Origin of the sequence: Coprobacillus cateniformis, assembly GCF_009767585.1 — a bacterium.
Taxonomy (GTDB): domain Bacteria; phylum Bacillota_I; class Bacilli_A; order Erysipelotrichales; family Coprobacillaceae; genus Coprobacillus; species Coprobacillus cateniformis.
Window position 1 is genome coordinate 1,114,883 of sequence record NZ_WSNW01000001.1, and the last position, 13,263, is coordinate 1,128,145.

The following is a 13,263-nucleotide window of genomic DNA, read 5'->3' on the forward strand; positions in this document are numbered from 1 at the left end:
TCTTCTAAAATATTAGAATTAATATAGGAGCATACATATGTATTTTAAAGATCTAGACTCTTTCTTAAAACTTAATACGCCTCAAGAAATTTGGCATCTTCATAACCCAAATAAAAAAAGTGAAAGGTATAATAACATGGATTATGAATTCCACAATAATGATAAGATATATATATTTGATTTCTCAGAAGATTTAATTAATGATTTTGTTGTAATTAAAGAAACCAGATATACAGAATTATACAAACATAGACACAAATACGTGGAATTAAACTATGTATATAGTGGAAAATGTAAATATTTTGTTAATGACAAAGAGTTAATTTTAGAAAAAGGAGATTTTGCAATCTTTGAACAAAACGTTATTCATAGTGCTGAACCAAAAGGAAAAAATGATATAGTTATCAATATTGCAATTAAAGAGAAAATCTATCAATCCCTTTTTATTAACTATGGAGAAATCCCTAATAATCTATTTCTATCATTTTTATTTGACAGTATGAATAGAACATGTAAAAGAAACCAATTTTTAATCATAAAAAAATGTAATCCATACATCGAAATGATTATCCAAACTATTATACATATATACTTTTCAGATAGAGAAATTAATTTTGAGTTAATTAGTAAAGAATATTTTAAGATATTGTTTTTACATTTAGCTAATCAGATATATGATCAGAATTTATCAAGATTTGAACAAAAAGAAGATGATATTATCTTAAATGTACTTCAAAGGGTACAGGAAGAATTTAACACAATCACTTTACATAAATTAGCTACTGAACATGGATATAATTATAATTATTTAAGTAATTTAATCGTTAAAAAACTAGGAAAAAGTTTTTCAGAGATTAAACTAAATAGACAATTAGAAGTATCCGAAGATTATCTATTAAATTCGAATATACCTGTATATAAAATATCAGAAATATGCGGCTTTAATAATTTGAACTATTTTTACAAAAAATTCAAAGAAAAAAACCATTGTACTCCTAAAGAATGGAAAAAAAACAATATGTAAATTTGACAGTGTGTTCTTTATATTAGTAGATTTTATAAAAAATAATCCTATGTTATTATGTAGATACGACATAGATAAAAGGAGGAAAACAGTATGTCATTACCAAATAATTTTCTTTTAGGAGGAGCAATCGCTTGTTCACAAGCAGATGGGGGATTTAATCAAGGAGGAAAAGGATTAAACACTCAAGATTGTCGTTTTTTTGATTCAACATGGGATTTTGATACTATCTATAATCACAGAGCTTATGTATCAGATATTACAAATGCTGAATTAGATAAAGCAATCAATGATCAAGGAACTGAATATTATCCTCTAAGAAGAGGAATTGATTTTTACAATAAATATCCTGAGGATATTAAACTCTTCAAAGAATTAGGATTAAAAATCTTTAGAACATCTATTTGTTGGTCTCGTATTTTTCCTAATGGTGATGAAAATGAACCAAATTTAGAAGGAATCGAGTATTATCGTTCGATGTTTAATTTGTTAAAAGAAAATAATATTAAAATTTTTACAACAATCAACCATTATGATATGCCTATACATTTAGTAAAAGAGTATGGAGGATGGAAGAATAGAAAAACAATAGATTTCTTTTTAAATTATGTAAAAGTCTTATTTGACAATTTCAAAGATGTTGTAGATTATTGGTTGCCATTTAACGAAATAAACGCTGCTAGATTTGCACACTGGGATGGTATAAGCGTTGTCGAAGAAAATGAAGATAATATAGATCAGACAATCTTTCAATGTTTGCACCACCAATTTATTGCTAATGCAAAAGTAGTTGAATTATCAAAAAAAATTGTTAAAAAGAAAAATATAGGTGCAATGGTTGCAGCATTTACTATTTATCCAGCTACATGTAATCCACATGACATTATGCAAGAAATCCATGATCTTCGTTATGCAAATTGGTTCTATTTTGATGTAATGGCTAGAGGATACTATCCAGAATATATGCAATCCTTATTTAAAAAATTAAATGTATCAATCCAAATGGAAGCTGAAGATTTTGAACTTCTTAAAAATAACACAGTTGATTTCTTAAGTTTTTCATATTATGCATCAATGCTTGCAAGCGTAGATGAAAGTTTAGAAGTTACAACGGGAAACATGGCTGGTTCAGTATATGCAAACCCATATTTGGAAAAAAGTGATTTTGGTTGGACGATAGATCCAGTTGGATTAAGAGTGACTTTAAATAGAATGTATGATCGATATCATTTACCTCTATTTGTCGCTGAAAACGGACTTGGGGCTTTTGATAAGTTAGAAGATGGAACGGTTCATGATACGTATAGAATTGAATATTTAAAAAAGCATTTCGAACAAATGGAATTAGCAATCAAAGAAGATGGTGTTAATTGTTTTGGGTATACAATGTGGGGAATCATCGATATTGTATCATGTGGCCCTTTAACAATGGATAAACGTTATGGTGTAATTTATGTTGATCTTGATAACTCAGGAAATGGTTCAGGAAAAAGAATCAAGAAAGATTCATTTACTTGGCTAAAACAATATATTGATGAATGCGAGGAAAAAGATCATGAATAAAGAACAATTTGTAAAAAATATTATAGAAAACATAGGTGGAAGTGACAATGTTGAACATGTAACTCATTGTGTAACACGCTTGAGATTAAATTTAAAAGATAATAGTAAAATAGATGTTCCTGCTATTGAAAAATTAGAAGGTGTTTTAGGATATACATTACAAGGTAATCAGCACCAAATAATTATAGGAACTGCAGTAAAAGAAGTATATGATATTTTTGTAAAATTAGCTAGAATTACAGAAACAACAAACCAAAATCAAGAAAACGTAAACAAAAAATTTGGAATCCAAACAATATTAGATGTTTTAACAAGTGTTATTTCACCAGTCATTCCAGCATTTTGTGCTGCAGGAATGTTGAAAGTAGCTTTATTACTATTAAGTACGGTAGGTCTATGCAACGGTACAGAAGGTGCTTATATTTTCTTTAATATGATGGCAGATGTTGCATTCTACTTCTTACCTGTATTGATCGGTATTTCAACAGCAAAAAGATTTAATGTTGATATGTGGATGGGAGCTTGCGTAGGAGCATCATTAATATACCCACAATTTGTTAGTATGGTAGCTGAAGGCGAAAGCTTACAAGTTTTTGGAATGAATATGCCAATGTTTACATATTCCTCTACAATTTTCCCAGCATTATTCGGAGTAATTTTATTAAGTTATATTGATAGATTCTTAAACAAATTAATTAAAATTGACTCAATCCGATTAATCATTGTACCTTTACTATCTTTTGGATTGACTGTAATTGTTACATTCATGGTTCTAGCACCACTAGGAAACTGGGGAGCTGTACTTTTAGGAGATGTATTTACATGGATGTTAAATACTATAGGTCCTTTTGCTGGTCTTATCATTGGATTCTTAATGCCAGTATTAACATTAACAGGACTTCATCAGTCTTTAACACCAGTAGAGATTTTAGAAATGACTACGAAAGGTTTTTCAGTAATCCTTCCAATCGAATTTTTACATAATCTAGCAGAAGCTGGTTCTACATTTGGAACAGCACTATCAACAAAAGATAAACAACTAAAAAGTATAGCTGGACAAACTGCTTTTACAGCTTTTGTTGGGATAAGTGAACCTGCTATTTATGGGGTTATGGTACGAAATAAAGTCTCTATGTTTGGTGCAATGTTAGGTAATGGTATTGCTGCTTTTTTTGGAATCTTACTACATGTAAAAGGATATGCTTTTGTATGGCCAAATATCTTTAGTATCCCATCTTTTTTAGGAGAGAACATTTTAAACGATTTAATCGCGTTATTAGGATGTGGAGCTGTTGGTTTTGTTGTCGCTTTCTTAGTTCCATTTATCTATAACAAATTTATTAGCGGTGAAATCACTTTAAAAAAAGTATGTAACGGAAAAGTGATTGAACTTAAAGAAGTAAATGACGATGTTTTTTCTACAGGTATGTGCGGAGAAGGAAAAGCCATTATCACTGAAGATACAGAAATTAAAGCTCCATGTAATGGTGAAGTTATAATTACGATGAACCATGCTGTTGGTTTAAGATTAATCAATGGTTCTGAAATTTTAATCCATTTTGGGCTTGAAACAAATACATTAGATGAAAGCATTATCCATTCTGTTGTCAAAGTAGGGGATAAAGTAAAATCCGGTCAAAAATTAATTGATATAGACATGGACAAATTTAAAGAATTGAAATTAGAAAATGTATGTATCATCGTTTGTACAAATAAAAAGATAAATGAGAGCAACTTAAACAAAGAAAACTTGTTCAAGTGTTAAAAAAGAATAAGTTTATACTAAAAACAAAATATTTATCTATCCAGTAATATACCATTAGTACTAGAGTAGAGTAGTTCACATTCTAAGTTTGTACTCAAAATGTACCCAACGGTATCAGAAAACACAAAAAAAGCCTTTATTTAAAGGCTTTTTTACATTCTATTTACTATTCAAACTCAATCGTTCCTGGTGGTTTTGAAGTAATATCATACATTACTCTATTTACCCCACGAACTTCATTAATAATTCTAGACATAACCTTATTTAATACTTCATAAGGAATTTGAGCAGCTTCTGCTGTCATGAAATCAATTGTGTTAACAGCTCTAAGCGCGATAGCATGATCATAAGTTCTTTCATCACCCATAACCCCCACTGAACGCATATTTGTAAGAGCAGCGAAGTATTGACCGATTGAACGATCTAATCCTGCTTTTGCAATCTCTTCTCTGTAAATTGCATCAGCATCTTGAACGATTCTAACTTTTTCTGCTGTTACTTCACCAATGATCCGAATACCAAGTCCAGGCCCTGGGAACGGTTGTCTAAATACTAAGTATTCAGGGATTCCTAATTCAAGACCTACTTTACGAACTTCATCTTTGAAAAGATCACGTAATGGTTCAATGATTTCTTTGAAATCCACTGCATCAGGTAAGCCCCCAACATTATGATGAGATTTGATTACTGCTGATTCACCACCTAATCCACTTTCAACAACATCAGGATAAATAGTTCCCTGAACTAAGAAATCAACAGTCCCAATCTTTTTAGCTTCTTCTTCAAAAACACGAATAAATTCTTCACCGATAATTTTACGTTTGGCCTCAGGTTCCTCAACACCCTTTAACTTTTCATAATATCTTTCTTGTACGTTTACACGAATAAAGTTTAAGTCATATTGACCATCAGGTCCAAATACCGCTTCTACTTCATCACCTTCATTTTTACGAAGTAATCCATGATCAACAAAAACACAAGTTAATTGGTTTCCTATTGCTTTAGATAATAATACCGCTGCCACTGATGAATCAACTCCGCCAGATAAAGCACATAATACTTTACCATTACCAACTTTTTCTCTAATCGCTTTAATTTGTTCTTCAACAAACGAATCCATACGCCAATCACCACTACAATTACATACATCTAAAACAAAGTTAGATAACATTTTTGTTCCGTATTCAGTATGTAAAACTTCGGGATGGAATTGGATTGCATATAACTTCTTATCTTCATCTTCACATGAAGCAACTGGACAGTCTTTAGTGTAAGATGTAATTTCAAAACCTGGAGCAATTTTTGAGATATAATCAAAATGACTCATCCAGCAAATCGACTCTACCGACACATCTTTCATTAATTTAGATTCTTGTTTACTAACAATTAAATGAGATTTACCATATTCTCTAACATCAGCTTTTTCTACTTTACCACCTAACACATGCTGCATTAACTGAGCCCCGTAGCATAAACCTAATACCGGTATCCCTAATTCAAATAATTCTTTTTGATAAGTAGGTGAATCTTCTAAATAACAACTATTAGGGCCACCCGTTAATATAATTCCTTTCGGATTCATCTCTTTAATCTTTTCAATATCTACTTTATAAGAATAAATCTCACAGTAAACATTACACTCACGTACTCGACGTGCTACTAATTGGTTATACTGACCACCAAAATCAATTACAATTACTAATTCATTTTTCACTAGCTATCCTCCTATTTAAAAATTTCTCTTAACACAATTGTTTGCTCTCTATCAGGACCAACAGAGAAAATTACAATTGGACAATTAATCAATTCTTCAATTCTTCTTAAATACTTTTGACAATTTTCAGGTAATTCCTCAAAAGAAGTAACCTTAGTAATATCTTCATCCCATCCTGGCATTTCTTCATAAACAGGTTTAACCCTATTCAACTGTTTAATCGTTGAAGGTAATGCTTTGATGATTTTACCATCTAATTCATAAGCTGTACAGATTTTTAATGTCTTTAACCCTGATAATACATCTAATAACATTAAACTAATTCCCGTCAATGAAGACATTCTTCTTGATTGATTAACAACAACAGCATCAAACCATCCAATTCTTCTTGCTCTTTTTGTTACTGTACCATATTCATGGCCACGTTCACGGATTTGATCAGCCAATTCACCTTCAATTTCTGTTGGGAAAGCCCCACTACCTACTCTTGTTGTATAAGCCTTAACAATTCCCACTGCTTCATTAATATATAATGGGCCAATTCCAGAGCCTTCAGCTACTCCATTAGCACCGGGATGTGAACTAGTAACAAATGGGTATGTACCATAGTCAATATCTAACATTGTCCCTTGAGCCCCTTCAAATAATACATTTTTACCAGTTTGAAAACATTCATCTAAAACAACACCAGTATCACAAACCATTGGTGCAATGATTTTAGCATATTCTTTATATTCTTCAAAGATTTCCTCGGCACTACATGTAAGTTCAGGATATTGCGCTTTTTTAGAAGCCAAAGCTTCTTCTAATCTTTCTTTAAATAATTCCTCATCAATGAATTCACCCATACGGATTCCCACCCGTTCATATTTGTCGACATATGTAGGTCCAATTCCTTTTTTAGTCGTTCCGATATTATTAGCTCCACGCCTAGTTTCTTGAATTTCATCGATTTCTAAATGATAAGGTAAGATAACATGAGCCCGATCACTAATCATGATCTTATCAGTGCTAATATTAGCATCATTTAAATATTTCATTTCTTCAAGTAAAGCTTTAGGATTAATTACCATTCCGTTACCTAAAATAACATCATTACCACTAAAAATCCCTGAAGGAATCAAACGTAAAGCAAACTTTTGACCATTAAATTCAATTGTATGCCCGGCATTATTACCACCTTGATATCTAGCAACGATATCTGCTTTTTGAGCCAGGTAATCAGTAATTTTACCTTTACCCTCATCGCCCCATTGACTTCCTACTACAACAACTCCAGCCATTAAATTCACACCTTTCTTATTTACTATTACATTATATACAATAAACTAACAAAATGCATCAATAAATATACATTAATATAATAGTTTGACTAGTTTACAGAATAATTATATTATAGTCTTAGCTATTAGTAAAATTAATATATTATAATTATGATATAAGGAGAACTTATATGTATATCAAACTAGAACAATACAAAATATTCAATGAAGCTGCTACGACCCTATCTTTTTCAATCGCAGCTAGAAATCTTTTTATTTCTCAATCTGCAGTTTCCCAAACAATCAGCAGTATTGAAAAAGAACTACAGACTCAATTATTTATTCGCAATTCTAAAGGTGTTAGTTTAACTAAAGAGGGTAAATTATTACATCAGCAAATTGACAAAGCTTTAGCATTGATTACCGGAGTAGAAAACCAGTTATCAAATTATCATGAATTAAAAGATGGTCAATTAATTATTGGAGCCGGTGATACTTTTAGTGAGTATTTTTTAACTAATTATATCGTTAAATTCAAACAACTATATCCTGGGGTTAAAATCAAAGTAATCAACCGAACCAGTCTAGAAACCCGTGAATTGTTGAAATCTGATCAAATAGATCTCGGTTTTTTAAATCTTCCCATCAAAGATGATTCTTTAGTAATTAAAGAATGCTTCCAAGTTCATGATATTTTTGTTTCTAAAAAGCCTGATAACCATATTTACACCTTCAATCAATTAGCTGATAAGCCCCTAATTCTTTTAGAAAAGTCATCAAATACCCGTAATCGTATCGATAATTACTTTGCTAATAAGGGACTATTATTAAAGCCAACAATTGAACTTGGAGCTCATAATTTATTGTTGGACTTTGCCAGAGCAGGACTAGGAATTTCTTGTGTCATTAAAGAATTCTCCCAAGAATTACTTGATCAAGGGATTCTTCATGAAATAAAAACATCACAACCATTGCCTAAACGCAGTATCGGTTATGCTTATCCAAAACGACGAACTCAATCTGTTGCTACAAACAAATTTATTGAACTAATTGCTAATGATCCAACTTTACATATCTAAAAACGTCACTGATTAATTTAGTGACGTTTTTTATTTATCCTTTTAACCCTCTTGACTGACGTTCCATATCCTCAACAACGATATCATAGATTTCACCAAGTGATGCACAATATTCCAACACTTGCCACGGTTCGTTAGTATGGAAATGAATCTTGATCAACTCATCATCACCAACCGCTAACAAACAATCTCCTTTAAAATGTTCAGTAATGTAATCATTGATAACATCTTCATCGAGATTTTTACCTTCAATCAATAGTTGAGTATCATATCTAAATTCTAGCATCTTATTCTCCTAATTATAACCTGGTTGAGTTAAAAATTTATAAACTCGCTCAATAATTTTTGATTCTAACTTATTATATGATAAAGTTGGATCTTTTAATAAAGGTATTTCGAAAACATCTTTTCGTCCTTGATAATCAATCGTTACTTTAATAATTGATCCTAAAGGATGTTCACGGCAATCGATTAATAAATTCATTGTATCTTCAGTATGGTTGTGACCAAGATTAAAATCATCTCTAAGCGTAAAATTATCACATTCATAAATTGTCCAATAAGATGGCATTATGTTTGCTAAGGCCTCTTTTAAATTCTTCTCTTTGATAATATAATCTTTTAAAATCTTTTCAATTTCTGTCTTAATTGGAGCAATTTTTTTATCAGCAGTTTCTTTATCGCTTGCTTTACAACCTAATCGAACCCGCACTGTTTCTTCTGAAGCATAAAGAGCAATACTAACTTCTTCTTGGTGATCAATTAAATCTGCTAAGACCTCATCAACCCGACTTTCTCCTATTCCCATGGTTAGAAAATCATATGTGTAAATAATATCCTGCTTAAATTGACTTAAATAATCTTTTAAAACATGATCAACAACATAAGTCATTTCTTTAGGCGGACCAGGCAAATTAACAATTATCTTTTCATCTTTCGACATTACACAGCCATTTGCTGTCCCTACTTCATTTTCTAAAATATAACAATCTTTAGGAAAAAAAGCTTGTTTAAAATTATTTTCCGGAATATCACCCCATCCCGTTACAAATCGACATTTTTCTTCTACCTTTTTAGCTTCTTCTTCATTATATAATAATTCTAAACCCAAATATTCTGCCGATAATTCTTTTGTTAAATCATCTTGGGTAGGTCCTAATCCCCCAGTCGTAATTACACAATTAGCACCACGTTTAAAAGCTACATCTAGACATTCTTTAAAACGATCATGATTATCACCAACTGTCGTTTGATAGTAAACATTAAACCCCAAGTCTTTACACATTTTTTGAATATAAGTTGCATTAGTATTAACAATTTCTCCTAATAACAATTCTGTCCCAACATTAATTATTTCAACATTCATGAAATTATCCTCCTTAATGATTAACTATATTATAGTTAATTTTAATCATTTTGCTAGTCTTTTAATCATTAAAATTATTTCTTGCATATTTTCCTTCTAGCACCTAAGACCAAAGGTCTAGTTGAATACCAAAATAAACTAACAAAAATGACTAAACAAGCAATAAAAGTTAATTATTAGCTGAATTATTCCTAAATCGAATTCAATATACATATCACTCACTCGTCAACTTCACTTCAATAGTAATAAAAAATTTCTATCAGCTGACTTAGCATCTCTAAATAATCGTATTTGGCAATAAACTGACTATCACAAAATGCTAAAATAAAATCTTTGATAATAGTGCTTTTGAATTCTAATAACCCCTTATCAATAATAGTTGCTATCCTCACTTTCGGACTATCCAAATATTACTTATAGCGATTTACACTCTATAAACGTTTCAGTCCTTCATCATTTCTGACTGCTATGACTTCATCTGATTTCTTGTGATAAATCTTTTTCTATCGATGGTATCATTACTGTTTTTAAAGTTTACTGGACTTCATCGTCCACAAGGCCTCCCGAGGTAAGGCATACATCTTTTTTATCTTCACAGGTTTTTGATTTACTGTCTTGGTTTTACGTTTACCTTTTGGACTTGGTTTGTTCTGCAACCTTGTCCACCATTCAGCCTCATCAAATTTCTTTTCGTAACCTCGAAGATTTTGCCACACCACTTCCTCCGCCCATAGCATCACTACTAACGGCTTGTGGTTCACTACTCTTGGCGGTAAATACCCGTGGTTGGACTTTCACCAGCTAGATGTATGCCATGCTCGACACACAGAAAAAGAAGTCATTGGTTTTACAATCAATAACTTCTTTTTTATATTTTAACTATTGAATCTTAGATAATCCAAGAACAATGATTCCTCCAAAAATAACTGCAATAATTGATGTCACAACTAAACTTAAATTATAACTTACATCAAAAGGAATCAATACTAATGATGAAGCAACGATCAATCCTAAAATCAAACTCAAGAATCCAGCTTTATGAGTTTTAGTGAAATATGAACATAATTTTGCACTAACAACTATTCCTACGGCAATACCAATTGCCATAAATCCTAGCGGCATAATAACATCCAGACTAAAACTAGTAACATTTGCTAGATAAGACTTAAATAGATAATATTCTCCTAAAATTAATAAAACCATACTACCGCTAACACCGGGCATAATCATAGTTGCTCCTGATACGGCACCAATAATTATCATTTTAACAAACAAACCAGCACTTAGAGCAGGAAAATCAGGATTAACAACTACTTTCCCTTCTCCAGGATTTAAAAATTCTAACCCAAAGATAATTGCTAAACCACAAATAAAAGGGATAATTACAAGTTTTTCACCTTTCATTTCCCCTTTTAAAAATAAAGGAATACTAAAAGCAATCAAACCAATAAACCAATAAATCGTCTGCGTTGGATAATATTCAAATAACACTTCCAATATTTTCGCAAATCCAATTATTCCAACTCCAGCGCCAACCAAAACCTGAAAAATAAAGATAATATCTTCTTTGCGATTAGGATTTTCTTTTTTAAAGATTCCACTAATAGCATCCATCATGCGATTAAAGATACCTAGAATTACCATCATGGTTCCACCACTAACGCCTGGAATAACGTTAGCAATACCAACAGCGATTCCGCCAATTATGTTTTTTATCATTGAAACTTCTCCTTTAAATACCTCATCATTATAATAAAATATCACCATTATCACAAGCAGTATTTTATTTCCCTTTTAAAATCAAGTGATAAATTGCTTCTTCACTCTCTAAATCATAATCTCCTAAATGGCTGTTAGGATAATGGTAAATTACTCCATTAGACTCATTTTTCCTTAAACAAACAATTAATTTTTCTTCCCCATATTGTCCAATAAATTTACAAAATGTTCTAATCCGTAACTTGTGTAAAATACTATCCTGACAAGGAAAATCAGGACATTGGCAACAACTATCATATCCTGACTTTGTGCAGCACTGATAATTTTTACAAAAATCCTTTTCTGGACACCCACCTTTTTTACAACCAACACAGCTTTCATTTTCACTACACAGCCCACAAACAAGACCACAATATCCTAATCCTAATTCATCCTTCATATTTAATCCCTAATCCTTATGATGCTTTCGTAAATATTCAATTTGTTCCATCCGTTTAATCACCTTTGCCTCTGTTCCTTGATTAGTAGGAAAATAATAACGACGATCCTTAATATTATCTGGTAAACACTGCATATTTGTAATTTTATCATCATAATCATGCGCATACTGATAACCTTTACCATAATTTAATTCTTTCATTAATTTAGTTGGCGCATTGCGAATTTGTAAAGGAACGGGATCAGCAATTGTATTCAAAGCGTCATGTTTTGCTCGTTCATACGCTTTATATAACGCATTAGATTTAGGTGCCAAGGCCATATAAGTTACACAATGAGCTAAATTAACATTACATTCTGGCATGCCATTATAATGGCATGCTTGATATGTTGCTACTGCAATTTCCAAAGCACGACTATCAGCCATTCCAATATCCTCTGAAGCAAATCGAATCAGCCTCCTTGCTACATATAGAGGATCTTCACCAGCTTCAATCATTCGTGACATCCAATAAATTGAAGCATCAATATCACTATTACGCATTGATTTATGCAAAGCACTAATAATATTATAATGTTCTTCACCTTTTTTATCATATAATAAAGATTTTTGATTGATACATTGTTCAATCGTTTCTTTATCCACTACGATTCGATCATGAGTAATTGCTCCATTTAAGACTGCCATCTCTAAAGTATTTAAAGCAACTCGAGCGTCACCGTTAGAAAAACCAGCAATCATGTATAATAAATCATCATCAATCATAACATTTTGATCTTTAAACCCTTTCGGACTTATCAGCGCATAATGCAATAAACCAAATAAATCATCGGTTGTTAGTGCTTTTAAAACAAAAACTTTACATCTTGATAATAAGGCAGAATTAATCTCAAATGAAGGATTTTCAGTAGTAGCCCCAATTAATATAATACTCCCCTGTTCAATATATGGTAAAAAAGCATCTTGTTGAGCTTTATTAAAGCGATGAATTTCATCTACAAAGACGATTGTTTTTTCGCCTAGATCCTGAACTTCCTGTGCTTGTTTCATAACTGCCCGTATATCTTTAATGCCGCTAGTCACCGCACTAAAATTAATAAACTTAGCTTTTGTTTGATTTGCAATAATGCGTGCTAAAGTTGTTTTCCCAACTCCCGGTGGTCCCCAAAAAACCATTGAGGGAACAACATCACTATTGATTAGCTGGTACAAAATCTTTCCCGGTCCAATTAAGTGCCTCTGTCCTACATATTCAGTCAAAGTTGTTGGTCTTAGGCGATTTGCCAGTGGTTCATTTGACATGTTTTTAAACATTGCTTGCTGCTTCATCAT

12 protein-coding genes are annotated in these 13,263 nt (G+C 31.6%); 4 read left to right on the forward strand and 8 right to left on the reverse strand.

Translation table 11 applies throughout. The features are described from left to right. The first annotated feature begins 37 nt into the window (after positions 1-37). The 3 genes from GQF29_RS05720 to GQF29_RS05730 all read left to right on the forward strand — a co-directional run bounded on the left by GQF29_RS05720 (position 38) and on the right by GQF29_RS05730 (position 4,352). The gene (locus tag GQF29_RS05720) at positions 38-1,024 is read left to right on the forward strand and encodes an AraC family transcriptional regulator (RefSeq protein ID WP_160340754.1); all 987 of its coding nucleotides are present in this window, start codon (positions 38-40) and stop codon (positions 1,022-1,024) included. Between the two features lie 93 nt (positions 1,025-1,117). Next, on the forward strand, positions 1,118-2,587 hold the full coding sequence (locus GQF29_RS05725) for a glycoside hydrolase family 1 protein (RefSeq protein ID WP_160340755.1): 1,470 nt from the start codon (positions 1,118-1,120) through the stop codon (positions 2,585-2,587). After that, the gene (locus tag GQF29_RS05730) at positions 2,580-4,352 is read left to right on the forward strand and encodes a PTS glucose transporter subunit IIA (protein ID WP_160340756.1); all 1,773 of its coding nucleotides are present in this window, start codon (positions 2,580-2,582) and stop codon (positions 4,350-4,352) included. The genes GQF29_RS05725 and GQF29_RS05730 overlap by 8 nt, the downstream gene beginning before the upstream one ends. 166 nt (positions 4,353-4,518) lie before the next feature. On the opposite strand, the gene guaA is transcribed toward GQF29_RS05730, so the two are convergent. Both guaA and GQF29_RS05740 read right to left on the reverse strand, forming a co-directional pair. Further along, positions 4,519-6,066, reverse strand: coding sequence for a glutamine-hydrolyzing GMP synthase (guaA, locus tag GQF29_RS05735; protein ID WP_160340757.1), 1,548 nt, complete (start codon positions 6,064-6,066; stop codon positions 4,519-4,521). A gap of 11 nt (positions 6,067-6,077) precedes the next feature. Further along, a complete protein-coding gene (locus GQF29_RS05740) occupies positions 6,078-7,349 on the reverse strand; it encodes an adenylosuccinate synthase (protein WP_008791661.1) in 1,272 nt (423 codons plus the stop codon). 170 nt (positions 7,350-7,519) lie between these two features. On the opposite strand from GQF29_RS05740, the gene GQF29_RS05745 reads away from it, so the two are divergent. Then, positions 7,520-8,407, forward strand: coding sequence for a LysR family transcriptional regulator (locus tag GQF29_RS05745; protein ID WP_008791660.1), 888 nt, complete (start codon positions 7,520-7,522; stop codon positions 8,405-8,407). A 34-nt stretch (positions 8,408-8,441) separates the two neighbouring features. On the opposite strand, the gene GQF29_RS05750 is transcribed toward GQF29_RS05745, so the two are convergent. The 6 genes from GQF29_RS05750 to GQF29_RS05775 all read right to left on the reverse strand — a co-directional run bounded on the left by GQF29_RS05750 (position 8,442) and on the right by GQF29_RS05775 (position 13,263). After that, a complete protein-coding gene (locus GQF29_RS05750) occupies positions 8,442-8,693 on the reverse strand; it encodes a hypothetical protein (protein ID WP_003537653.1) in 252 nt (83 codons plus the stop codon). Positions 8,694-8,702: 9 nt separating this feature from the next. Further along, on the reverse strand, positions 8,703-9,773 hold the full coding sequence (locus GQF29_RS05755) for a competence/damage-inducible protein A (protein WP_009300255.1): 1,071 nt from the start codon (positions 9,771-9,773) through the stop codon (positions 8,703-8,705). 236 nt (positions 9,774-10,009) lie between these two features. Beyond that, a complete protein-coding gene (locus tag GQF29_RS05760) occupies positions 10,010-10,165 on the reverse strand; it encodes a DUF6323 family protein (RefSeq protein ID WP_003537648.1) in 156 nt (51 codons plus the stop codon). A gap of 487 nt (positions 10,166-10,652) precedes the next feature. After that, on the reverse strand, positions 10,653-11,492 hold the full coding sequence (locus GQF29_RS05765; RefSeq protein WP_008791658.1) for a DUF368 domain-containing protein: 840 nt from the start codon (positions 11,490-11,492) through the stop codon (positions 10,653-10,655). Between the two features lie 64 nt (positions 11,493-11,556). Next, positions 11,557-11,931, reverse strand: coding sequence for a DUF3795 domain-containing protein (locus GQF29_RS05770; RefSeq protein ID WP_008791657.1), 375 nt, complete (start codon positions 11,929-11,931; stop codon positions 11,557-11,559). 9 nt (positions 11,932-11,940) lie between these two features. After that, positions 11,941-13,263, reverse strand: a complete 1,323-nt coding sequence (locus tag GQF29_RS05775; RefSeq protein WP_345893081.1) for a replication-associated recombination protein A — start codon at positions 13,261-13,263, stop codon at positions 11,941-11,943.